General features: G+C 46.0%; 19 protein-coding genes and 1 pseudogene. 2 read left to right on the top strand and 18 right to left on the bottom strand.

Going from position 1 to position 25,767, the window contains the following annotated elements:
- Window positions 1-12: 12 nt before the first annotated feature.
- From ftsQ to leuO, 18 genes and pseudogenes are all read right to left on the bottom strand, one after another.
- A complete protein-coding gene (gene ftsQ / locus BM100_RS11320; protein WP_092510984.1) occupies window positions 13-828 on the bottom strand; it encodes a cell division protein FtsQ in 816 nt (271 codons plus the stop codon).
- 1 nt (window position 829) lies between these two features.
- A complete protein-coding gene (locus BM100_RS11315; protein ID WP_092510982.1) occupies window positions 830-1,753 on the bottom strand; it encodes a D-alanine--D-alanine ligase in 924 nt (307 codons plus the stop codon).
- Complete coding sequence (gene murC / locus BM100_RS11310) at window positions 1,746-3,224, bottom strand: UDP-N-acetylmuramate--L-alanine ligase (protein WP_092510980.1); 1,479 nt, start codon at window positions 3,222-3,224, stop codon at window positions 1,746-1,748. Before murC ends, BM100_RS11315 begins: the two co-directional genes overlap by 8 nt.
- Window positions 3,225-3,260: 36 nt before the next feature.
- On the bottom strand, window positions 3,261-4,346 hold the full coding sequence (murG, locus tag BM100_RS11305; protein ID WP_092510978.1) for an undecaprenyldiphospho-muramoylpentapeptide beta-N-acetylglucosaminyltransferase: 1,086 nt from the start codon (window positions 4,344-4,346) through the stop codon (window positions 3,261-3,263).
- Window positions 4,343-5,536 carry a cell division protein FtsW gene (ftsW, locus tag BM100_RS11300; protein ID WP_092510976.1) on the bottom strand — a complete coding sequence of 398 codons (1,194 nt, stop codon included), beginning with the start codon at window positions 5,534-5,536 and terminating at the stop codon, window positions 4,343-4,345. Before ftsW ends, murG begins: the two co-directional genes overlap by 4 nt.
- Entirely contained in the window at window positions 5,536-6,846 is a 1,311-nt protein-coding gene (murD, locus tag BM100_RS11295; RefSeq protein ID WP_175494946.1) for a UDP-N-acetylmuramoyl-L-alanine--D-glutamate ligase, read from the bottom strand. The genes ftsW and murD overlap by 1 nt, the downstream gene beginning before the upstream one ends.
- 17 nt (window positions 6,847-6,863) lie before the next feature.
- Window positions 6,864-7,946 (bottom strand): phospho-N-acetylmuramoyl-pentapeptide-transferase, encoded by a 1,083-nt coding sequence (gene mraY, locus BM100_RS11290; RefSeq protein WP_092510972.1) that lies wholly within the window; start codon window positions 7,944-7,946, stop codon window positions 6,864-6,866.
- Complete coding sequence (murF, locus tag BM100_RS11285; RefSeq protein WP_092510970.1) at window positions 7,940-9,322, bottom strand: UDP-N-acetylmuramoyl-tripeptide--D-alanyl-D-alanine ligase; 1,383 nt, start codon at window positions 9,320-9,322, stop codon at window positions 7,940-7,942. Before murF ends, mraY begins: the two co-directional genes overlap by 7 nt.
- On the bottom strand, window positions 9,319-10,806 hold the full coding sequence (murE, locus tag BM100_RS11280; RefSeq protein ID WP_092510968.1) for a UDP-N-acetylmuramoyl-L-alanyl-D-glutamate--2,6-diaminopimelate ligase: 1,488 nt from the start codon (window positions 10,804-10,806) through the stop codon (window positions 9,319-9,321). The genes murF and murE overlap by 4 nt, the downstream gene beginning before the upstream one ends.
- A pseudogene (locus BM100_RS11275) lies at window positions 10,793-12,572 on the bottom strand (peptidoglycan glycosyltransferase FtsI). Before BM100_RS11275 ends, murE begins: the two are co-directional and overlap by 14 nt.
- 27 nt (window positions 12,573-12,599) lie before the next feature.
- Complete coding sequence (gene ftsL, locus BM100_RS11270) at window positions 12,600-12,920, bottom strand: cell division protein FtsL (RefSeq protein ID WP_169924660.1); 321 nt, start codon at window positions 12,918-12,920, stop codon at window positions 12,600-12,602.
- Window positions 12,917-13,861 carry a 16S rRNA (cytosine(1402)-N(4))-methyltransferase RsmH gene (rsmH, locus tag BM100_RS11265; protein WP_092510963.1) on the bottom strand — a complete coding sequence of 315 codons (945 nt, stop codon included), beginning with the start codon at window positions 13,859-13,861 and terminating at the stop codon, window positions 12,917-12,919. The genes ftsL and rsmH overlap by 4 nt, the downstream gene beginning before the upstream one ends.
- A 2-nt stretch (window positions 13,862-13,863) precedes the next feature.
- Window positions 13,864-14,322, bottom strand: coding sequence for a division/cell wall cluster transcriptional repressor MraZ (gene mraZ / locus BM100_RS11260; protein ID WP_092510961.1), 459 nt, complete (start codon window positions 14,320-14,322; stop codon window positions 13,864-13,866).
- Between the two features lie 646 nt (window positions 14,323-14,968).
- On the bottom strand, window positions 14,969-15,976 hold the full coding sequence (cra, locus tag BM100_RS11255) for a catabolite repressor/activator (RefSeq protein ID WP_092510959.1): 1,008 nt from the start codon (window positions 15,974-15,976) through the stop codon (window positions 14,969-14,971).
- Between the two features lie 88 nt (window positions 15,977-16,064).
- The gene (ilvN, locus tag BM100_RS11250; RefSeq protein ID WP_169924654.1) at window positions 16,065-16,556 is read right to left on the bottom strand and encodes an acetolactate synthase small subunit; all 492 of its coding nucleotides are present in this window, start codon (window positions 16,554-16,556) and stop codon (window positions 16,065-16,067) included.
- A gap of 2 nt (window positions 16,557-16,558) precedes the next feature.
- Entirely contained in the window at window positions 16,559-18,286 is a 1,728-nt protein-coding gene (ilvI, locus tag BM100_RS11245; protein WP_092510957.1) for an acetolactate synthase 3 large subunit, read from the bottom strand.
- 324 nt (window positions 18,287-18,610) lie between these two features.
- Entirely contained in the window at window positions 18,611-20,437 is a 1,827-nt protein-coding gene (locus BM100_RS11240) for an AMP-dependent synthetase/ligase (protein WP_092510955.1), read from the bottom strand.
- Window positions 20,438-20,817: 380 nt separating this feature from the next.
- Window positions 20,818-21,765: a transcriptional regulator LeuO gene (gene leuO, locus BM100_RS11235; protein WP_092510953.1), complete on the bottom strand. Its 948-nt coding sequence runs from the start codon at window positions 21,763-21,765 to the stop codon at window positions 20,818-20,820.
- 1,063 nt (window positions 21,766-22,828) lie between these two features.
- Between leuO and leuA the strand changes: the two genes are divergently transcribed.
- Together leuA and leuB are read left to right on the top strand one after the other, a co-directional pair.
- Window positions 22,829-24,412: a 2-isopropylmalate synthase gene (gene leuA / locus BM100_RS11230; protein ID WP_092510951.1), complete on the top strand. Its 1,584-nt coding sequence runs from the start codon at window positions 22,829-22,831 to the stop codon at window positions 24,410-24,412.
- A gap of 2 nt (window positions 24,413-24,414) precedes the next feature.
- On the top strand, window positions 24,415-25,542 hold the full coding sequence (gene leuB, locus BM100_RS11225) for a 3-isopropylmalate dehydrogenase (protein WP_092510948.1): 1,128 nt from the start codon (window positions 24,415-24,417) through the stop codon (window positions 25,540-25,542).
- Window positions 25,543-25,767 lie beyond the last annotated feature (225 nt).

The following is a 25,767-nucleotide window of genomic DNA, read 5'->3' as shown; positions in this document are numbered from 1 at the left end:
TATTATTACCAGTCACTGTTTGTTTTCTTGCCCGTTCACTGAAACCGACGCATCAGTTAATAAAGGAGCCCAACCTACCGCAGCACCGCTGTCATAGCGCAAATCAACATAATCCACGCGCTTTTCCGTGTTTTTCAGCAACACTGGATACAGCTCAATAAAACGTTTTATTCGTTCTACTTTGTCTCTATTTCCCAACTCTAATCGGATATCATTATCCAATATCAGTTGCCAGGAATTACGCGCTGTCATGATCACCGCTTTCAATTTCATTTGATGTTCTGAAAGCAGGGCCGCCATTGTGCGATATCCTTCTAATACATCTTTTTCTTTACCTTCAGGGCCATACAGCATCGGGTATTTCCCATTAACGCTGCGTGCCACGGGTAAACTGAACACCCGACCTTCTGCATCCAGCATTTGCGTGTCGTTCCAACGCGCATAAGGCACGTATTCTACCAGATGTATTTTCAGTTCATCAGGCCATTGTTTACGCACAGTGACTTGCCTAATCCATGGCAATTGTTCTATTTTCTCCTGAATGACGTTGACGTCCTGTGTCATAAATGTCCCCGGTGTTCCCAGAGACAAAATAGCCTGCCTGACATCGTCATTTGAGGTGTAATGGCGTTCGCCAGTTAACACCAGTTTCGAGAGCGGTAATCGATTGGCGTCCTTCATCCAATCCAGAGTCATCCAGCCTCCCCATGTGATAGTGCCAATCACCATCAGGAAGAAGATAATCCCCATCAAATAAGACCCATTGCTGGGGCGAGTTCCTTGAGTTTCGTTCTCCCGCTCCCGGATATTCCGGGCTGCCTGTGACATATCAATACTCAGCCAATTCCAAAATTCTCGCTACAAGTTGAGAAAAGCCAAGCCCAGCCTGACGAGCAGCCATTGGAACCAGACTATGGCTGGTCATGCCCGGAGAGGTATTTGCTTCCAGCAAATAGAAGTTACCGTTGCCGTCATCCATGATATCAACCCGTCCCCAGCCTTTACATCCCAGCACCTTATATGCTTTTGATGCGATATCTAACAGCTCTTGCTCTTTTTCTTCACTCAAACCACTTGGGCAAAAATATTGCGTTTCATTTGAGATATATTTCGCATCATAGTCATAAAATACATCCGGAGCCTGAATGCGAATGGATGGAAGCGCCTCGTTCCCCAAAAAGCCCACAGTATATTCGGGGCCAAACATCCATTTTTCAACCAACACATCGGTGTCATATTTAAATGCCAGTTCCAATGCGCCGCGCAATTCAGAATAATCGTTCACTTTGGTCATTCCCACACTGGAACCTTCCAGATTCGGCTTGACCATTAATGGCAATCCTAATTCTCGAACATCTTCTTTGAGTTGCAAATCACTAACTTGTTCAAAATTTTGAGAATTAAATACAACATAAGGAGAAATAGGCAGTTCTGCCCCTAGCCATAGTTGTTTGGTACGTAATTTATCCATTGTTAAAGCGGATGCCATCACGCCGCTGCCAGTGTAAGGAAGCTGCAAAAACTCCAGAACACCTTGCAAAGTGCCATCTTCACCACCCCGGCCATGCAGGGCGATAAAGACTTTACTAAATCCTTCTTCTTTGAGTCGAGTTACATCAAAGTCTTTAGTATCAACTGGGTAAGCGTCAATTCCCGCTTCTTTCAACCCAGTCACAACTGCCATTCCTGATTGCAGTGAAACTTCACGCTCAGCGGAGGTTCCTCCCAACAGAACAGCGACTTTATCAGCCATGATGCTCCCCCTCACTACTAAAGGATGGCTGCAATTTTGTTTCAGCCAAATTGCGCGCTATTTTACCTATATTGCCGGCACCTTGTACCAAAACTAAGTCATTGCTTTCTATAACTTGAGATAACGTCGCGGAAATTTGCTCAGGATCTGACACAAAAATCGGTTCCAATTTGCCACGGCTACGGATAGTCCGGCACAAAGAACGGCTATCCGCTCCCGGGATCGGTGTTTCACCGGCGGCATAAACATCCAGCATCAATAGAACATCAACCTGACTTAGCACATTGGCAAAATCATCATATAAATCACGTGTTCTTGTATAACGGTGCGGCTGGAATACCATCACGATCCGCTTGTCAGCCCAGCCCGCCCGTGCTGCTTTAATTGTGGCATCAACTTCCGTTGGATGGTGACCATAATCATCCACCAACATCACACTGCCTTCTTTGTTGTTGATATGCTTGAGGGAAAACTCCCCCAGAAAATCAAACCGACGCCCAGTTCCCTGAAACTCTGCCAGTGATGCCAGAATTGCAGAATCATCAATGCCTTCTTCTGTCGCCACAGCCACCGCAGCAGTCGCATTCAGTGCGTTATGCCGCCCTGGGGCATTCAGCACTACATGCAGTTCTGGCAAATCATGCCGGCTGATAGTGAAAAATCCCTGCGCCCCTTTCTGCTCATAGTGGGTAATGCGGATATCCGCTTTTTCACTGAAGCCGTAAGTCGTGACATAGCGCCCAATGCGGGGAATCAACTCTTCCACAACGGGATCATCAATGCACATCACTGCCCGGCCATAAAATGGTAAATTGTGCAGGAAGTTAACAAACGTCTGTTTGAGATTTTCGAAATCTCCCTGATAGGTTTCCATGTGGTCAGCTTCAATATTGGTGACGACCGCCATCATCGGCTGCAAATGCAGGAATGATGCATCGCTTTCATCAGCTTCTGCTATCAGGTAACGACTCGTGCCCAAACGCGCATGTGTACCGGCCGCTTTGACCAATCCACCGTTAACAAATGTTGGATCAAGGCCAGCCTGAGCATAAATGCCGGCAATCATTGCCGTTGTTGTTGTTTTTCCATGTGTCCCCGCAATGGCGATACCATGGCGATAACGCATTAATTCTGCCAGCATCTCTGCACGACGGATAACCGGAATACGTGCCTCGCGAGCCGCTATAATTTCAGGGTTGTCCGCAGAAATAGCAGTAGATGCGACAACCACATTGGCATTCCGAATATTTTCCGGGCGGTGATTAAAATAAATGGTTGCACCCAGTGTAATTAGCTGTTGTGTGACTGGGTTGGGCGCCAGATCAGAACCACTTATCTGATAACCTTCATTAGCCAACACTTCGGCGATACCACCCATGCCAGCACCACCAATGCCGACAAAGTGGATATGCCTGACTTTTCTCATTTCAGGCACTGATGCTCTTAATTTCGCCAACTGTTGTGTATTCACGTTGTAATCTTCACTCGTTATGTTTACATCACCGTTCTATTTAGAACGGTCTGAATGATCTTTGACAGCATCGATCAGCGCTGCTGCCACGCGTTCGGTTGCATTGATAATCGCCACTGAGCGTGATTTTTCTGCCATCTCCAGCAATTGTGGCCGCTGCCATTGTGTTAGCAAGTCAACCACCGCATCAGCCGTAAACTCAGGCTGTTCGAGTATTTTAGCCGCCCCTGCTTTTTCCAGCGGCAAAGCATTCCAATATTGCTGGCGGTCTTTGTGCAGGAATGGCACAAAGATCGCAGGTAAACCCGCTGCGGATATTTCGCTGACCGTTAAAGCACCGGAACGACATACGACAATATCTGCCCATGCATAAGCCTGTGCCATATCATCAATAAATTCAGTCACCTTAAATTCAGAGCTGTCTGAATTCTCATATTTTTTTTGCGTCTCTTCCTGCGCACCTTTACCAGCCTGATGCCATAAAGTGATTTTTTCTCCCAAGCGGGCTGCCACTTCCGGCATGGTTTGGTTCAGGATCCTTGCGCCTTGGCTTCCCCCAACAACCAGCACCCGGACAGGCCCTTCACGGCCGACCAGACGCTGTTCTGGCACAGGAAGTGCCAATACATCTTCCCTAACTGGATTACCAACAACCGGTGCGTTCGGAAAAGCGCCCGGGAACGCCTGCAAAACGGTTTTTGCAATTTTTGCCAGCCAGCGATTCGTCAGCCCTGCAATACCATTTTGTTCATGCAATACGACTGGAATGCCACACAACCATGCCGCGATCCCACCCGGCCCGGAAACATATCCGCCCATTCCCAGCACGACATCCGGCTGGTAACGGCGCATGATAGCTTTTGCCTGCCGAATTGCTTTAAAAATTCTTATTGGGGCAGCAAGCAAGGCTTTGATTCCTTTGCCTCGCAACCCTGAAATTTGGATAAATTCAATATCAATACCATGTTTTGGTACTAATTCAGCTTCCATGCGATCAGAAGTTCCCAACCAGCGAATCTCCCAACCCTGCTCTTTTAAGTGATGAGCAACGGCCAGCCCCGGGAATACATGACCTCCCGTACCACCTGCCATCACCATTAAACGCCGGTTTTTGCCACTCATTTAGGGCTCCTTACAAACGCCTGTGCTTTCGCCAAGCGCACTTCATAATCAATTCGCAATAGCAGTACAATTGCTGTCGACATCACAATCAGGCTTGAGCCGCCATAACTGACCAGAGGTAGGGTCAATCCCTTTGTTGGCAGCATGCCTGCCGCTGCACCCACATTAATGAATGCCTGAAAGCTAAACCAGATACCGATGGCACAGGCTAAGAAACCAGCAAATCGTTGGTTAAGCTGTAATGCCCGTCGGCCAATCATCATTGCGCGGAAAGCGACGAAGAATACCATTGCCAACACCAAAACCACACCGAAATAACCTAATTCCTCTGCAATAATTGAGAAAATAAAGTCTGTATGGGCTTCCGGCAGATATTCCAATTTCTGGACTGAGTTACCCAACCCCTGACCAAAGAAATCTCCACGACCAAATGCCATTAACGATTGGGTTAATTGATAGCCGCTGCCAAAAGGATCTTCCCAAGGGTTCAGGAAGGAAGTCACCCTGCGTACACGGTAAGGTTCGGCGATAATCAGCACACACACCGCGAATATTCCGCAACCAATGATGGCAAGGAATTGCCACAATTTTGCCCCCGCCAGAAACAACAGGGCCAAGGTTGTCACAAACAACACAACCACCGTTCCTAAATCCGGCTGGGCCAGCAACAAGATAGCCAAAGCAATCATGACGCCCATAGGTTTGCAAAATCCCCAGAAATTGTTTCTCACTTCCTCAACTTTTCTGACCAGATAGCCGGAAAGGTAGCAAAACAGCGATAGCTTCGATAATTCGGCAGGCTGAATACGCAATGGGCCAATCGCAACCCAGCGTGATGCGCCATTGACCGAGCTACCGACAAACAACACGACAACCAGCATCATGATTGTTCCCAACAACATGACATAGCTGTAGCGCTGCCAAAATTCCATCGGAATGCGCAGTGTAATCAAAGACAAGAAGAAGCTCAGGCCCAAGTAAATCGCATCGCGTTGTGCAAAGATAAATGGATTTTGAGTAAGACGCTGACCAACAGGCATTGAGGCTGATGTCACCATGACAAAACCGATCACAGCCAACCCCAATACCATCCAGACTAGGGTACGATCATACATGACGATATCTGTGGCATCACTTTCCACATTTCCCGCCAACCAATTTTTAAATTTACCGAAGCCTGGAATGGTCATCAGCCTAACTCCTCTGCCAAACGGGCAAATTCATGACCACGATGCTCAAACCCATTGAATTGATCAAAGCTCGCACACGCCGGGGAAAGTAAGACCATATCGCCGGCAGCTAATTTAGGAGCAATGTCCCGCATTGCCTGTTCCATTGTTTCTGTCTGTGTGGAATCTTCAGGACGCAATTCAGCAATCTGTCCCCCATCACGGCCAAAACAGTAGAGATGAATATTCGGTGCCGAGATATAAGGTTTCAGTGGGGTAAAATTCGCGGCTTTCCCGTCTCCCCCCATCAAAAGATAAATCGTCCCTTCCACTTTCAGGCCACTGAGAGCCGCTTGAGTACTGCCGACATTCGTCGCCTTGGAGTCATTTACCCAACGGACATTATTTCTCATATGAACCACCTGAAAACGGTGTTCCAGACCTGAATATGTCCGCAAGACTTGAAGGCTGGCTTCGCGCGGAATCCCAACTGCATCCGCCAGTGCCAGAGCCGCAAGCCCGTTGGTGTAGTTATGCTGACCAGCCAATTGCATTTCATCGGTCGACAGCACCAGAGAGTGATTGGCCTTCAGTTGTTGGTGCTCACTATCAAGTTGATAATCACCGTCATCCACGCCAAAACTAATGCAACGACTATCCTTACCTGTGACCGGTAACGTCAGTTCATCCTGGGCATTCACAATGCAAACTTTTGCCCCATCATAAATACGCAGTTTTGCCGCACGATATTGTTCTACCCCTTCAGGGTAACGAACCATATGATCTTCAGTCACATTCAATACAGTCGCGGCTGCTGCTTTCAGGCTGTAGGTTGTTTCAAGCTGAAAACTGGAAAGCTCCAGCACATACAACTGGCAAGGCTGTTTCAGCAATTCCAAGGCAGGAATGCCGATATTGCCGCCTACGCCAACTTGCCAACCGGCTTCTTTTGCCATCTCCCCAACAAGAGTCGTTACCGTGCTCTTGCCGTTCGAGCCTGTAATAGCAACAATGGGTGCCGCGGCTTCACGGCAAAACAATTCAATGTCACCAATAATTTCAATACCGGCATCAGCCGCCGCCTGCAATTCAGGCGTAGCCAGCGCCATTCCCGGGCTGGCAATAATCAAATCAGCGTCTGCCAACCATTGTTCATTCAAGTTGCCGGTATGGCATTCAACACTGGCAGGCAGTTTGTCACTGCCCGGAGGCACCATACGGGTATCCATCACACGGGGAGTGACACCACGTGTGATAAAGAAGTCAACGCAGGAAAGGCCCGTAAGGCCTAATCCAACAATAACGACTTTTTTATCCCCATATTCAGTCATGAGTTGCTCAGTCATGATTAACGTACCTTCAGCGTTGCCAGACCAATCAGTACCAGCATCAAAGAAATAATCCAGAAGCGCACAATAACGCGAGGTTCCGGCCAACCCTTTAATTCATAGTGATGGTGGATCGGTGCCATGCGGAAAATACGCTGCCCACGCAGTTTGAATGATCCAACCTGCAAAATGACAGACAAGGTTTCCACGACGAACACGCCACCCATGATGACCAGCAAGAACTCTTGGCGCAGCAGTACTGCGATGGTTCCCAGTGCTCCACCCAAGGCCAGTGAACCCACATCACCCATGAAGACTTGCGCGGGATAAGTGTTGAACCACAGGAAGCCCAGACCGGCACCGACAATTGCAGTACAGACAATGACCAATTCACCCGCATGGCTCAGATAAGGAATATGCAGGTAATTGGCAAAATTTACGTTCCCGGTTGCCCATGCCACTAATGCAAACCCTGCTGCAACCAGTACTGTTGGCATGATTGCCAAGCCGTCCAGACCATCGGTCAAATTCACCGCGTTACTGGTTCCAACAATTACAAAATAAGCCAGCAGGATATAAAGCAGCCCCAGTTGAGGCATGACTTCTTTGAAAAACGGCACAACCAGTTGCGTGGCAGGGGTATCTTTGCCAATGCTGTACATAGAGAATGCAACTCCCAGCGCCAGCACTGACTGCCAGAAATATTTCCACCGAGCAATCAGACCCTTGGTGTCTTTGCGCACGACTTTAAGATAGTCATCCACAAACCCCACGATGCCATAGCCCACCAGCACGACCAGCACGCACCAAACGTATGGGTTATCCAAACGGGCCCACAATAGAACAGAGATAGTAATGGAGAACAGGATCAACAACCCGCCCATCGTTGGCGTTCCACGTTTGCTGAAATGGGATTCCGGGCCGTGATTGCGCACGACTTGGCCAATCTGCAATTTTTGCAGGTAGGCAATCAAGGTAGGCCCCATCCATAACGCGATGAACAATGCGGTAAGCAAGCCGACGATAGCCCTGAACGTCAAGTAAGAAAAGACGTTAAAACCTGTATGATATTGAACCAAGTATTCGGCCAGCCAAACTAACATTGGAAGTTCTCCTTCAGTGCGTTCACAACCTCTTCCATCGCGGTACTGCGTGAACCTTTAATTAATATGGAAATCATTTCGTGTTGTTCCAATAAAGCAAGCAGCGTTGAAACTAATTCAGTTTTATTCGAGAAATGCTGCCCCTTGCCACTTGCGTCACTAATATGAGCGCTGAGAACACCAACGCTAAGAACTTTATCGATGCTGGTTGAGGCCACGGCGCTGCCGACTTCACGATGGCATTCAATTGCGTGTTCCCCCAGTTCGCCCATATCGCCAACCACCATGACTTTGTAACCGGACATTTGCGACAGCACATTTGCTGCGGCAATCATGGAGCCGGTATTGGCGTTATAAGTGTCATCCAGCACTACTTTTCCCGTCGCCAGATGAACGGGGAATAGACGCCCTGGTACAGCGTTCAATTCTGATAACCCGGCACGGATATTCTCCAGCGATGCGCCAACAGATATCGCAAGGGCACTGGCCGCCAGCGCATTGCCAATATTGTGTTTACCCGGCAATGGCAAGGTCAGTTCGATTTCCCCAATGGGGGTGTGGAGGCAAAAGTGCGTTGCCAATGGTTGTTCTGCAATATGTGTTGCGTAAAAATCTGCACCGTCTGCCGGGGAAATGGAAAAACGCCACACTGTCTGCTGATTGTGGATATTGTTTTGCCAGTTATCCCAATCATGACTATCCATATTGATAATCGCGGTTCCGTTCGGTGCAAGCCCTTCAAAGATTTCACCTTTGGCTTTTGCCACCCCAGCTAACGACCCGAACCCTTCTAAATGGGCAGAAAATAGATTATTAACCAGAGCACTTTCCGGACGTGTCATTTCGGTGGTATAGGCAATTTCACCAATATGATTGGCACCCAGTTCAATCACGGCAAATTGGTGTTCTTCAGTGAGCCTGAACAACGTTAACGGCACGCCTATGTCATTATTGAAGTTGCCAGAGGTATAAAGCGTGTTGCCACATTGATGCAAAATAGCCGCCGTCATCTCTTTTACAGATGTTTTTCCGGATGAACCTGTCAAGGCCACGACTCTTGCCTTGCTTTTCTGACGAACCCAAGCCGCCAGTTTTCCCATTGCCAAGCGGGTGTCCTTCACGACCACCTGCGGGCAATCAACCGCCAAAGGACGATTGACCAATAAAGCACCGGCTCCCAACTTCACTACATCGGCAGCAAAATTATGGGCATCGAATTTTTCCCCTTCCAGGGCGATAAACAGGCTCCCGCGTACCACGTTGCGGCTATCAGTTTCTACCGCATTAAGTTGGAGGGATTCAGATTGCTGCTCAGTAACATGATGGAGTGTTCCATCCGTTAATTGTGCCAATTGCTGGAGTGTTAATGAGATCATGCGATCACCCCCAGCAAACGGGCAACGGTCAAGCGGTCTGAATAATCCAGCCGACGGTTGCCGACCAATTGGTAATCTTCATGACCTTTGCCTGCTATCAAAACAACATCTTCTGCATTTGCCTGCATAATGGTGCTGGTTACAGCTTCAACGCGGCCATGAATTGCCATCGCACGGCCAGGATCGATAAATCCAGCCAGAATATCTGCCACAATTGCCTGCGGTTCTTCACTGCGGGGATTGTCATCTGTGACAACCACGCGGTCAGCGCCATGTTCTGCGACGCCGCCCATCAGCGGACGCTTGCCTTTATCACGATCGCCACCACAGCCAAAGACACACCAGAGTTGTCCTTTGCAATGCAGCCGTGCAGCAGATAAGGCTTTTTCCAAGGCATCAGGGGTATGGGCATAATCTACAACCACGGTAGGACGCCCAGTGGCCGCAAAAACTTCCATGCGCCCACAAACCGGCTCCAGACAAGAGGCGGTCGCCAGCAATTTATCCAGAGGGTATTCCAGTGATAACAACGTCGCCAGCGCCAACAACAAGTTACTGACATTAAATGCCCCCATCAGAGGGCTGTTCAGCGTGCCGCTGCCCCAACTGGAAGTAAACGCAATAGTTGCGCCTTTGTCGTGATAATAAACTTCATTGGCCGATAACCAACGCCCTTGCCAGTTTTCTGGCAGGCGGTTCTCCATCGTCACGGCAATCGCTTCAGGCAGGCGGGATAACCATTTCTGTCCGATTTCATCATCGGCATTAATGATTTTTTGCTTTGCCTCATGGTTACTGAACAGTAACCATTTCGCCTCTTCGTAATTTTCCATATCACCATGATAATCAAGGTGATCACGACTTAAATTAGTAAAAGCGGCAGCCTGGAACGGTAACGCCGCTACCCTTCCCTGAACCAAACCATGCGACGAGACTTCCATTGCAGCGAAAGTCGCGTTTTGATTAACCAGCTGTTGCAAATCAAGCTGAATATCAACGGCAGAGCCGGTCGTATTTTCACTTGGAACGACCATACCCAACAGACCATTTCCTACCGTGCCCATTACAGCGCTTGTTTCCCCAAGCCCTTGGCTCCATTGTGCCAATAACTGTGTTGTAGTCGTTTTTCCGTTGGTTCCGGTCACACCGACCAGCTTCAGTTTATTGCCGGGATGTTGATAAAATTCACCAGCCAGCTTTGATAATTTATTATTTAAATCATCCAAATAGATAACAGGTACGCCATGCATTACCTGCACCGTACCGTTATCAGCTTTTCCCTTCGCTTCTGCAATCACCGCAGCGACACCCTGAGCGATGGCTTGAGGAATATATTTTCGACCATCTGTCTGATGCCCTTGAACAGCAACAAACAGATCTCCGGCAGCCGCCTTACGGCTGTCCAATGTCATTTCGCGTAGCGGAAGCTCCGGTGTATCGACACCCCATGGAGCCAGTAAATCGCGTAAATTACGATCTGCCACTTTTATCCTCTTTATTAATTAATCACAAATTCGTTTTTATCGTCCACAGGCAATGCATCCGGCTCAACGTTCATCGTACGTAGCACACCACTCATGATGGTGCCAAAGATGGGCGCAGAAACCGCACCGCCATAATATTTACCTGCTTGTGGGTCATTGATGATCACAACCAGCGCAAATCGAGGATTACTTGCAGGCGCAACCCCTGCGGTATAGGAAATATATTTATTGACGTACTTACCATCCGGCCCAACTTTTTTGGCCGTACCGGTTTTAATCGCAATGCGATAACCCTTTATCGCCGCCCGTACACCACCACCACCCGGTAATGCCACACTTTCCATCATATGCACGACTGTTCGCATAATCGGTTCAGGGAATACGCGGGTTCCTGGTACGGGGGGATCAACTTTGGTAATTGACAGCGGGCGGTAAATCCCCAAGCTGCCGATCGTTGCATAGACTCGCGCTAACTGTAACGGTGTTACCATCAGCCCGTAGCCGAAAGAAAAGGTGGCCCTGTCAAGATCAGACCACCGTTGTTTATTTTTTGGAAATAAGCCACTACTTTCTCCGACCAGCCCCAAATTGGTTGGCCTTCCCATCCCAAAGCGTAAATAAACATCTACCAGCTCTGAGGCGGGCATCGCTAACGCCAGTTTGGAAACACCAACGTTACTCGACTTCTGTAAAATTCCGGTGATGGTCAATTCCTTACGAGGGGCAACGTCTTTGATTTCGTGCCCTCTGGAACCATAAGTCAATCGATATGGCCGGGTGTCCAACACCGTATTTTCTTTGACGATTCCACTGTTCAGTGCACTCATCACCACCAGCGGTTTTACGGTAGAACCCGGTTCAAAAATATCGGTGATGGCGCGGTTGCGCATGGCGTCTTTCGGTGTTCCCGCCAAATTGTTCGGGTTGTAGGATGGGCTGTTAGCCATCGCCAAGACTTCGCCGGTATTCACATCAACCAATACCGCCGTACCCGATTCTGCCTTGTTCAACGAAACGGCTTTGGTCAGTTCGCGATAGACCAGTGTCTGGAGACGTTCATCAATGCTGAGCGACAAATCATGGGCAGCTTTACTGTCCGTGGATGAAATATCCTCAATGACCCGTCCTGTGCGATCTTTACGAACCGTCCGGCTGCCCGGCATTCCCGTTAACCAGCTATCAAAACTTTTTTCAACACCTTCAATTCCCGAACCATCAATATTGGTTACACCAATAATGTGAGCGGTTACCTGCCCGGCCGGGTAATAACGGCGGGATTCTTGACGCAAATAGATACCAGGCAATTTTAATTTCTGGACATAATCGCCTATAGAGGTATTTACTTGACGGGCAAGGTAAACAAAGCGCCCATTGGGATATTCGCTGATTTTTTTACTGAGTTGTTCGACGGGAATGGACAGCGCATCAGCCAACGCTTTCCACCGGGTATCCTCTGTGATACCGCCTTTTTCAAACACTTCTTTCGGGTCTGCCCAGATAGCATCAACGGGCACGCTGACAGCCAGCGGACGCCCATTGCGATCGTTTATCATGCCACGGGCGGTTGGAATAGATTGGACTCGCAGTGAACGCGAATCCCCTTCTTTTACCAAACGATCCGGATTGATGATCTGCAAATAAGCAACACGAATCAAAAGCCCGATTAAAGCAAACCCAATGCCCCCACACAGCAAGGCAAAACGCCAGCTTACAAAACTTGCTTTATCTTCTTGCTTTTTCAACTTTAAAGAGCGTGCAGCTTTCATCGCCTACCTTTTGGTTGTCAACTGGACTCAATGGGTTATCACAATATTTTCTTTTGCCGGATCAACGTGTTGCATCTGTAAATTTTGAGTTGCAATCCGTTCAACCCGACTGTGATCACCCAGAGCATTCTCTTCAAGGAGCAGGTTACGCCATTCAATGTCCTGAGCATCAAGTTGAATCACTTGACGCTCTTTTGCCGCGGTCAATAAGCGGGTCTGATGCGCGACCGTCACAACACTGATGGCTGAAACCACAACAGACACCAGCAAAATCAGTGGGAGTTTGGCATTGCGGATTAAATCCTTGCCAATCACCCCGACTAACCCGTGACGCTCACCAGCCATTATTCATCCACCTTTTCAGCAAATCGCAAAACCGAACTACGTGCCCTTGGATTTATCGCCACTTCATCTTCTGAAGGCTTCATTTTGCCGATAGATTTCAAGCTCTTTCCTCCCAGCATTTTTAATTGTGCTTCAGTCAGAGGTAGACCTGCTGGAACCTGCGGCCCTTGGCTATGTTGTCGGATAAAGCGTTTCACTATGCGATCTTCCAACGAGTGGAAACTAATGACTGATAATCGCCCCTGTGGCGCCAGAACGCGCAATGCACCATTCAATGCACGCTCAATCTCTTCCAGTTCACTGTTAATGTAAATCCTAATAGCTTGAAAGCTGCGTGTTGCCGGATGTTTATGTTTTTCCCTAATTGGACTTGCCTGGGCAATGAGTTCTGCCAGTTCGCGAGTTCGCGTCATTGGCTGTTCCTGATTCCGAGCGACAATAGCTCTTGCGATTCGCTTGGCAAAACGCTCTTCGCCAAATGTCTTCAACACCCATGCAATGTCTTCTGCTTCGGCTTTCATCAACCATTCAGAGGCAGACTGACCACGGGTCGGATCCATTCGCATATCCAGCGGCCCATCACGCATAAATGAAAAACCACGTTCAGGATCATCCAGTTGTGGGGAAGAAACCCCTAAATCCAGCAATACACCATCAATTTTCCCAACTAACCCCGCATCTTCTACATAAGTTGCCAGTTCAGAGAATGGCCCGTGAGTGATAGAAAAACGCGTGTCGGTAATCGCTTTTGACGCTTCAATAGCTTCTGGATCTCGATCTATTGCCAATAAGCGCCCTTGCGGCCCCAATTTAGATAAAATCAGGCGAGAATGCCCTCCGCGCCCGAATGTTCCATCAATATAAATTCCATTTTCCTGGATATTCAGTCCATTGACAGCTTCATCCAGCAATACGCTGGTATGCTTAAAATGACTATTTTCCATAGTTATAGTGATAAATCCTGTAGCCGTGCTGATAAAGGTTCTTGTGTGGACTGCTCCGCCGCGATGTCATCTTGTACTTGCTGATACCAAACTCGCTCATCCCACAATTCAAATTTATTAAATTGCCCAACCAGCATGACCTCTTTTGTTAGCCCTGCGTGTTGACGCAGTGTATTAGCTAATAAAAGACGCCCTGCATTGTCCATTTGACATTCACTGGCGTGTCCCAATAACAAACGTTGAACGCGACGTTCGGCTGGATTCATGCTGGATAAGCGAGATAATTTTTCTTCGATGATTTCCCATTCGGGTAATGTATAAAGCAACAGGCACGGCTGATGGAGATCAATTGTGCAAACCATTTGACCCATTGATTCTTCATTCAACGTTTCTCTATATCGGGCAGGTACGGTTAGCCGCCCTTTACTATCGAGATTAACCAGCGTTGCTCCACGAAACATACTCAGGTTACCCCTTGATGGCTCAAATCTCCACATTATCCCACAAATCACCACAATTAAGAGTTTACGGATGGTATGAAAACCTTGTCAAGCCAGAGCCAGTGCGCTTTAGCTAGATTTACAGAAAGTTTCAGTAGAGAAAAAGAGAGAATTTTCAATTTTGGCTATAACAAGAATGGATAACACTCTGATAATTTTGAATAATTTAATAAATTTGGAGAAAGCCCCACCAGAAGGGCGTTCTGGAGAAAATAATTACCACTTAAATTAATTTATGTAACTCATGTCTCATTGTTGTCTAATTGTTAACCGACTAAAACATATCGATAATAAAATTACATCCAAGTCATAGTAGCATAATAAATGATAACTATTTAAAACAAGATACAATCTCAAAATAAAAAGGTTATATATATCAAATAAATAATCATTACATACTAAACAAAGGTAAATTATATAAGAAATGTAATATAAGATTAGAAATTATCCATTAAATTCATTATGACAACATGTTATCAGTTATAATGGTCAAAAATTTCTGTTTAAGACGATTTTAGTAAGAATAATCTTAAAGTTATTTAAATTAACAAATTTCTATGATCTTAGATGAACTGGCAGCACCCTCATCTTTAATGAGGGCACTCAATCAAGCTTTGCGACTTAACTTACCACGACGGCATAAATGACGACGCATCCGGGTAATTCCGGGGTCAGGCCGTTGTTTTTCATTCAAACTGGCTAAAACTAACTCAAGGGCTCTCTCTGCCACATCGCGATGCCGCTGCGCCACAGACAAAACGGGGCATTCAAGAAAATCGAGCAATTCATGATCGCCAAATGTGGCGATAACCAGCTGGTCAAGCAAGCGACCATTGCGTTTTAGGAGGGTATCCATGACGCCTTGGAGCAAGGCAAACGAAGTGGTATACAACGCTTGGGGAACCGGGTTTGATTCCAGCCATGACGCAAATGCTTCAGCCGCAGCCTCGCGTTCATAACTATTTGCATACAGATAATTCACTTCCCGTGGATCATGCTGCCATGCTTCACGAAAACCTTGTTCACGCAAGAAACTGACTGATAATTCAGGCAATGCTCCCAAATAGAGCACCGATTCAGCCGGAAACTGACGAAACTCTTGTGCCAACATTTTTGCATCTTCGAGATCATCCCCGACGACACTGATAAAGTGCTCACTGTCCAGTGCACGATCGAGTGCAACAATCGGCAATGAACGATTTGCCCAACGTTGGTAGAAAGGATGTTCAGGAGGCAAGGCTGTGGAAACGATAATAGCGTCAACCTGACGTTGCAAAAGATGCTCGACACAACGCATTTCATTGTCAGGCTGGTCTTCAGAACATGCAATCAAGAGCTGGTATCCACGTTGGCGCGCCTGACGTTCAAGATAATTGGCAATCCGAGTGTAACTCGTGTTTTCCAAATCGGGTATGACTAAACCAATCGAGCGAGTGCGCCCTGCACGAAGACCGGCGGCTACAGCGTTAGGATGGTAATTATGCTCCCTGACCACTGCCATCACTTTTTCTACTGTTTTATCACTGACCCGATACTGTTTGGCTTTACCATTGATAACATAACTGGCCGTAGTACGTGAAACACCTGCTAAGCGGGCGATCTCATCCAGTTTCACATTAACCCCTCAGTAATATGATTAAAAAGCCCTACTTTACAGTAGGGCCCAATAAATATCTGTATTTTAATCCTCAGATTGCGATTTTTCATCGCATAATTTTATCTCCGCGGGAAACACCAACGATGCCTGAACGCGCAACTTCCATAATCTCAGCCACATCTCTCACGGCATCAAGGAACGCATCCAGCTTTTCGCTCGTGCCCGCTAACTGGACGGTATACAGCGTTGAAGTTACATCCACAATCTGCCCGCGAAAGATATCTGCGCTGCGCTTAATTTCTTCCCGGCCATATCCGCTAGCCTGCAATTTCACCAGCATGATTTCACGTTCAACGTGAGGCCCCGCGGTCAATTCACTCACCCGCAGCACATCTACCAATTTATGCAGTTGTTTCTCTATTTGCTCCAGAACCTTGGCATCTCCCTTGGTCTGGATGGTCATGCGTGACAGTGTGGGATCTTCAGTCGGCGCCACTGTCAGGCTTTCAATGTTATAACCCCGTTGAGAAAACAAGCCAACTACGCGGGACAATGCACCCGATTCGTTTTCAAGTAATACAGACAAAATCCGACGCATGATCAAGTCCTCTCAGTTTTGCTTAACCACATTTCATCCATTGCGCCCCCGCGGATTTGCATTGGATAAACGTGTTCTGTTTCATCAACGGTAACATCCACGAAAACAAGGCGCTGATTTTCTGTGACTTCTTTCAGAGCCTGAGACAATTTAGGTTCTAATTCTTCGTAAGTTTCGATAGAAATACCAATATGGCCATAAGCCTCAGCCAATTTGACAAAATCAGGCAAGGATTCCATGTAAGATTGAGAATGACGGCCAGCGTATATCATGTCTTGCAACTGTTTTACCATTCCGAGGAAGCGGTTATTCAGGTTCAATACCAAAACAGGCAAACCATATTGCAAGGCCGTGGATAATTCCTGAATATTCATCTGGATACTGCCGTCACCCGTGACACACACAACGGTGGCATCCGGTTTTGCCAGCTTCACGCCGAGCGCTGCGGGCAGACCAAACCCCATGGTTCCTAAACCACCAGAATTGATCCAATGTCTTGGTTTATCAAACGGATAATGCAAGGCGGCAAACATCTGATGCTGACCAACATCTGACGCAATATACGCCTGACCTGCCGTTAAACGATAAAGCGCTTCAATTACAGCCTGTGGTTTAATCTTCACCGTTTTACGGTCATAATCAAGGCACTTGCGGCTACGCCATTGTTCGATAGTAAGCCACCAATCTTTCAAAGCATCCGGATCTTGGGTATCTTCTGTCGAATCCAGAACTTCCAGTATCTGGCCCAGTACATTTTTGGCATCGCCAACGATAGGAATATCTGACACCACTGTCTTAGAAATCGAGGTCGGGTCGATATCAATGTGCAACACTTTTGCGCCCGGGCAGTATTTTTCCAGATTATTGGTCGTACGATCATCAAAGCGCACACCCACTGCAAAAATCACATCCGAATTGTGCATGGCTTTATTGGCTTCAAAAGTGCCATGCATTCCCAACATGCCCAAACTTTGCTTATGCGTTGCAGGAAATGCGCCTAATCCCATCAATGAACTGACGACCGGAATATGCAACTGTTCAGCCAGCTTTAACAATTCCCCTGAGCATTCCGAGTTAATAGCGCCACCCCCGACGTAAATCACGGGTCTTTTCGCACCCATCAGGGTTTTCAATACGCGCTTAATCTGCCCCTTATGCCCCTGAACGGTAGGATTGTAGGAACGCATATTAATTTTTTCAGGATAAACATATGGAAATTTCAGTGCGGGACTGACGGTATCTTTGGGAAAGTCGATAACAACGGGGCCTGGACGACCACTGACCGCCAGATAAAAAGCCTTTTTGATCATAGCCGGGATATCTTCGGCTTTTTTCACCAGAAAACTATGTTTCACGATAGGGCGGGAAATACCAACCATATCGCATTCTTGAAAAGCATCATTGCCAATCAGACTGCTGGCAACCTGACCAGACAGTACCACCATAGGAATTGAGTCCATATATGCCGTTGCAATACCTGTAATGGCATTCGTTGCTCCCGGCCCGGATGTCACCAAAACAACCCCAGCTTTTCCTGTACAACGGGCATAACCATCCGCCATATGAACAGCACCCTGCTCATGGCGAACCAGGATATGCTCAATTCCTCCAACCGTATGCAGGGCATCATAAATATCCAGTACAGCCCCGCCCGGATAACCGAACACATGTTCGACGCCTTGATCGATTAACGATCTGACGACCATTTCGGCTCCTGACAACATCTCCATTGAGTTTGCCTCCAGGCTCTGTTTGCAAGTTAATCGTCGGAATTTAATAAGGCTATGACTAAAAATAGCCTTATTTATTCCATTTCTTATTTATATATACCCAATTATATATACTCATGAGTTTCAAGATGCAGCACGACAGCAAAGGAACGAGCGCGGCCAAAAAAGCTGCAACTTGAAAGGTTACAAGTATTAAATGAATATTTCCTGACGTACTTTGATAACGTCAGGTTAACTAACATAACGTTAGATACTATCCTTAGCAAACACCAATTTACACATTGGAAACATTTTTATAATGAAAGAGGAGCCATGTATCTATATTCAGCTTTGATACATAGATTCAATTTCACTTTGATAGCGTTGTGAAATAACTTTACGACGCAACTTCAAGGTCGGCGTCAATTCCCCTTTTTCCATGGAAAATGCTTCTGGTAACAGAATGAACCGCTTAACCTGATGAAATTTAGCAATGTTTTGTTGCCTCTCTTTCAAACGCTTTTCAAACATTTCAATGATTTGGTGATTGCGCAGCAATTCAAGGCGATCTCGATAGTGCAGCTGGATTGATTTCGCATATTCTTCCAGTGCTTCATAGCTGGGAACAATCAGTGCTGAAACAAACTGACGGGCATCTGCGATAACTGCAATATGCTCAATAAAGCGATCCTGCCCCAACGTTCCCTCAATCATCTGTGGAGCGATATATTTGCCTGTTGATGTTTTCATCAAGTCTTTCAGGCGTTCGGTGATGAACAGATTGCCATTATCATCCAACCCCCCGGCATCCCCGGTACGTAACCATCCATCTTCAGTGAAAGCATGAACCGTTTCTTCTGGGCGGTTAAAGTAGCCTTTCATCACAATAGGGCCACGAACCTGAATTTCGCCCTCTGTGCTGATGCGAATATCAATATTCGGCAATGGCGTACCAATAGAACCTAAACGATATCCTTTTTCTTCCCAGCAGGAGACGGTGGCACAGGTTTCAGTCATGCCATAGCCATATTTAATATTCAGGCCGATGGACAGAAAAAAGCGAGCAATAGCGTCATCAAGACGTGCACCCGCCACCGGCAGGAAGCGCGTTTTCCCGCCCAATAAACCACGAAGCTTGCTCAATACCAGCTTATCGGCCAGCCGATAGCCAAAGCGCGTGAAAGGACAGCCTTTTTTATTCTGTGTCTGGCATATCCAGTATTTTTCGCCCTGCTTTAATGCCCAATTAAAGATAATTCTGCGCAAAAGAGGGGCTTGAGCGACTTTATCTACAATCGCGCCATGCATTTTTTCGTACAGGCGGGGAACAGAGCACATCACCGTTGGACGCACATCATTCATCGCTTCACGTACAAAGTTTGTGTCAGTCAGATAGACATTCAGCGCGCCAGTATGCATGACATAATAACTCCAGGCACGTTCGAAAATATGCGATAGCGGCAGAAAGCAGAGCGACACATCCTGCTTCGTTAATGTCAATCGTTGGTCATGCAAATAAAGCTGCGCCGCGATATTGCGGTAATCCAACATGACACCCTTTGGCTCTCCCGTCGTACCGGAGGTATAGATTAGCGTAAAAAGATCGTCCAGATCCTGAGCTGCGATACGGCGGTCAAATTCCGACTGATTTTGTGCATTGGCGTCAGAATGATTGTTCGCATCGGAAATAAAAGCAGATAAATATTGTGCCTGCGGATAATTTTTCAAATCCACAGACTCATCCATCACAATTAGGTGTTCAAGCCCCGGACACAATTCAGCGAGCGTCACTGCAATATCATATTGCTCCTGCCCGCCCACAAACAGTATTCGAGCTTCCGCATCATTCATAATAAATGCCAGCTGATCACGGGTACTGGTAGCATAAAGCGGTACTGTCACTGCCCGGAGCTGAAGAATAGCCAAATCAACCAATGACCATGCCATGCAATTCTGTGCAAATATGCCGACTTTTCCCTGCACTTCCACTCCCAGTGCCAGCAATGCCTTCGCCAAGGATTCCGTTGTGCGCCCAACTTCCTGCCAACTCATTTCAAGCTGGTCTGATTTGGATGGCGACCATTGCTGAAAAGCAATTTTCTCTGGTTGTTCAACCAGCTGCTTTTTCAATCGGTTAACCAAGTGATAGGCATGCAGAGAATCTGTTATCACAATATATTCCTGTATAAATATTTTTCGTCAGCATATTCAGTAAGCATAACGCCTACTTTTCAGCTTACAGATGTTAGCTATTTTGGCGCAGTCTACCCATTCCTGGTAAAAGGGGAAAGTGTATTTTCAAAATCACCTCCCTCTTAAGGAGGAGATAATAAGAGGTAAATGGAGATAAATATCGTGCCAAACGTGATGAAATTCCTGTCATGGACACGCTTGTAAAGCGTAACAATGCTGTTTCAAAAAACACGAACATAGCAAAAGAAATAAGGGCAATGAAAGTGACCGGCAACAAGTGTATTACCGTTGCGTGACACCACTGGCATTTAGATTCAGAGCCTATCCAATAAATGCGTTGGAATAGGCCCTATACTTTTTTACTCTTGTTTACCTAAATGACTCAGCAACGATTTCATCCACTGATGGCCTTTATCCCTATCGGTTGAACCATGCCATATTAAATAGCAAGGACGATAAACCAGACCATTTGGCAAAGGAACTGAACAGATATTTAATGGATCTGAATAATGTTCAACCATCCATTTTGGTACAATGGCGACTAAATAAGTCTGGGAAACAATATTAAGAACACTATTTAAATCTGTTCCCTGATAAGAAACCGAACGTAATAATTCGTTACTTTCATAGTATGGTTTACTGAATGAATATGCATTATCCAAAGCAACAATAGCGTGTCTTTCTTCCAGCAATTGTTGTTGAGTAATTCGTTTTCCAATTCTTGGGTGATTTTTAGAAACAGCCAGAACCAATTCATCATTAAACAACGGGTAATTATGGAAATTAGGTTGTTCTAATTGGTTATAGCTGATGACAAATTCCATTTCCTGGTATTTTAATTGCTTCTCAATGTCGTCGCTAATTTGTGTTTTAATGACAACTTCAATATTAGAAGAATGTTTTTTAATTTGCCCAACAATTTGAGCGGCAAGGCGAATATCAAGCGGGCTACAAATAGAAAGATTGAATACTCTTGTGCTATTATCGGGATCAAATCCCACCCCCGGCAATTCATTATGCACAATCTGAAGTGCTTGCCTGAGCGGCCCGAAGAGCTGTTTTGCTCTTGCTGTCGGCTGAATACCTCGTCCATAACGGACAAATAATTCATCATCAAACATCGTTTTCAAACGTGCTACCGCATTACTTACAGCCGGCTGTGACATTCCTAACGCTTGAGCTGCGCGAGTGATATTCTGCATTTGCATTACTGCATCAAATACGGTAAGCAGATTCAGGTCTACACTGCGCAGATGAACATCGCACGATTCTTTTTTTCCTGTAGTTACTGAGTTGTATTCAGTCATTATTTCACTCCACTAAACTTATAGCATCGCTCTTATTAAAGAATGGATTATTGAGGGGATCTAAATGCAACATTTAGACACCATAAATAGTCTGGTTAGTTAATAAGATCATTTATTCCAATTTCTTGAAAAGTAAATTGAGCTCCGTTCTTGTACAAAAATAAATATGCATAACCAATGCAGTCTCATTTACTTAGTCGTAATATTTTTATAAGCATGAATATTAATGCGCTATATATGAATAGAATGACTCGATTTACATTAACAACTTACGCCTAAAGGCAATCAGCTCGTAATAGCAAAATGAGGAGTAGAAACAATTCATAATAAAATGGCTATATTCCAACTAATTATCAGAACCTTCTATTAATATTATCTATCAGGAAAATGATTCAAAGTATTAATTAGTAATTAGTTCTTCCAATATATCGAGATACAATTTATTAATATTCTATATGGTTATGTTTTATCTAACCCTGTCACATCATGATTAACATCCATCTTAATCTTTGTCCTTTAAAACTTCGTATCCTTATTAAAAGCTAATCGCATTTGAGTGTTCAAATCTAAGACAATCTGATTAAAACAATCGCATCAAGCAGCTTTAGCAAAGTAACAGACATCGTATTTATCATCCATCAGGGTCTGATTCTACTTCATATATAGATATGAAAAATAGATAAAAACATCACTAAAAATGTAAAAAATAGTCACCCGCACCAAAAATAGAGTAAAAAATAACCAGTTACGAGCATGATTCACTCTAGATTTCTTCCCGTGCAGCTTGACATTATTTTTCAAATGGCGTATTTATAAAAAAATACACTGATAGTTAAAACTCATTTAACAAATTAACAAAGGTTAGCTTACATGTTTCACTCTACTCACCTACTAAGTCTACTACTTATCGCCTTTAATGTGCGCGGTATGCTTGTGGGTGAGAAACAAAATTAGGCTAACCCCCACAGAAAGCAAAAAAAACCCGCGCACCGCGCGGTTTTTTTTTGCCTGCTCGGCGCCTAAAAACAAAACATCATTGCCAATTTGACAGGAGCACAACAACATGAGCCAGCAAGTTATTATTTTCGATACAACATTGCGTGACGGTGAACAGGCATTACAAGCCAGCTTGACTGTAAAAGAAAAACTTCAAATCGCTTATGCATTAGAAAGATTGGGAGTCGACGTCATTGAAGCAGGCTTCCCCGTTTCTTCTCCTGGTGATTTTGAATCCGTTCAAACCATTGCCCGCGAAATTAAAAATAGCCGGATCTGTGCCTTATCACGTTGTGTTGATAATGATATTGACGTCTCCGCAGAAGCCTTGAAAGTTGCTGAAGCTTTCCGCCTGCACATGGTGCTGGCAACCTCCAATCTGCATGTCAGCCATAAGTTAAAGAGAACATTTGACGATGTCGTTGAAATGGCTGTCCGCTCCATTAAACGGGCGCGCAAGTACACCGATGATGTTGAGTTTTCTTGTGAAGACGCAGGCCGAACAGATATTGACAATTTATGCAGAATTGTCGAGCAAGCAATCAAAGCCGGTGCTACAACCGTTAATATTCCTGATACCGTTGGTTATACAACGCCTTATCAGTTCGGCGGAATTATCAGTACGTTATTTAATCGCGTACCCAATATTGATAAGGCCATCATATCTGTTCATTGCCATGATGATTTGGGCATGTCTGTTGCAAACTCCATTACCGCCATTCAGGCAGGCGCACGACAAGTTGAAGGGACAATCAACGGATTGGGAGAGCGAGCGGGCAACTGTTCACTGGAAGAAGTGATCATGACTATCAAAACACGCCAGCAAATGTTGGGTGTGCATACCAATATCAATCACAAGGAAATCTACCGTACCAGCCAGTTAGTCAGCCAAATTTGCAATACTCCAATCCCGGCTCATAAAGCGGTTGTAGGCAGCAATGCATTTGCCCACTCTTCCGGCATTCACCAAGATGGCGTGCTGAAGCACCGTGAAACCTACGAAATCATGACACCGGAATCCATCGGCCTGAAAGATACTCAGTTAAACCTGACTTCACGTTCTGGACGTGCCGCCGTAAAACATCGTATGTCTGAAATGGGTTATAAGGATCATGATTACGATCTGGATACCTTATATCAATCCTTCTTAAAATTGGCGGATAAAAAAGGCCAAGTATTCGATTACGATTTGGAAGCCTTGGTGTTCATCAACCAGCAACAACAAGAGAATGAGCATTACCGTCTGGATTATTTCAGCATCCAGTCCGGAACCAATGTCGTGCCTACCGCAACTGTACGCTTGGCCTGCGGAGATGACGTCAAATCTGAAGCCTCTACAGGAAATGGTACGGTTGACGCCATTTATCAGGCTATCAGCCGTATTACAGGCTATCAGCTCAAATTGATCTCTTACCAATTATCCGGCAAAGGTCATGGGGAAGATGCTCTCGGTCAGGTGAATATTATCGTCGAATACCTCGGTCGCCGTTTCCACGGTATGGGATTGGAAACTGACATCATAGAATCGTCCGCCAAGGCCATGATCCACGTATTGAACAGCATTTGGCAAGCAGAGCAAGTAGAAAAAGAAAAGCAGCGTATCTCCAAACACCAAGCAGGTAATGAGAACAACACTGAGGAGCGTGCCTAATTATGCCTTCAAATACGATAACGTCAGTCAAGCCGGAAACCCGCCACCACATTGCTGTTTTGCCGGGGGATGGCATTGGGCCTGAAATTATGAAACAGGCCTATAAAGTACTGGAAGCTATCCGCCATCGTTTCAATATGCGTATTACAACCAGTGAATACGATATCGGCGGGATTGCTATCGAACGCCATGGCAGCCCGCTCCCTCAGGAGACTATTGCGGGTTGCCAAAAAGCTGATGCTATTTTGTTTGGCTCCGTAGGCGGCCCCAAATGGGAACATTTACCCGCGGCGAAACAACCGGAGCGTGGAGCGTTATTGCCATTGCGCAAGCATTTCAAGCTATTCAGCAATTTACGACCGGCACGTTTATATGCCGGATTGGAATCTTTTTGCCCGCTTCGCCAAGATATTGCTGAGAAAGGCTTCGATATCTTATGCGTCCGTGAACTGACTGGGGGCATCTACTTTGGGCAACCCAAGGGGCGTGAAGGCGAAGGAAAATACGAACGTGCCTTTGATACTGAAATTTACCATCGTTTTGAAATAGAGCGGATCGCACGCATTGCCTTTGAATCTGCCCGCAAGCGCCGGAATAAAGTGACATCAATTGATAAGGCAAATGTCTTGCAAAGTTCAATACTATGGCGAGAAGTTGTCAGCGAAATTGCCAATGATTATCCCGATGTTGAGCTTAATCACATGTACATCGACAATGCTACCATGCAATTGATTAAAGACCCGGCTCAGTTTGATGTCATGCTGTGTTCCAATATTTTCGGCGATATTTTGTCTGATGAATGTGCCATGATCACGGGTTCAATGGGAATGCTGCCTTCGGCCAGCCTAAATGAAAAAGGTTTCGGTTTATACGAACCCGCGGGGGGATCGGCACCTGATATTGCAGGCAAGAATATCGCCAATCCGATAGCGCAAATTTTATCTGTAGCACTTTTGCTGCGCTACAGTTTTGAGCGCAATGATGCCGCAGACGCTATTGAGCAGGCCATCAACCATGCTTTGGAAAAAGGTTATCGTACCGCAGATCTGGCAGGTGCCGGCAAAGCCGTGACTACCGATGAAATGGGGGATATCATCGCCCACTATATTATTGCTGAACATAATTCCTGAATACTCGATTTGCTAACTGCGTAATATCGAGGGAGCTTTTTCCCCGCTTAATACCTAACGAAAAAGGCCAGTAAGATGACTTACTGGCTGGCAAGATACCATTACTCAAAAAAATCGGGAGCCAGAGAGAAACCTTCTCTCTCCTGAACTACTTTAATTCCACCCCATTATCCGCTTAAATAAGAAAACAAAAATTGATGAAAAAACCAGTGGAGTTCCTCTTTT

Origin of the sequence: Xenorhabdus mauleonii, assembly GCF_900113945.1 — a bacterium.
GTDB classification, from domain to species: Bacteria; Pseudomonadota; Gammaproteobacteria; order Enterobacterales; family Enterobacteriaceae; genus Xenorhabdus; species Xenorhabdus mauleonii.
Note: the sequence above shows the minus strand (reverse complement) of the source record. Positions and strands in the feature narration are given on the sequence as shown.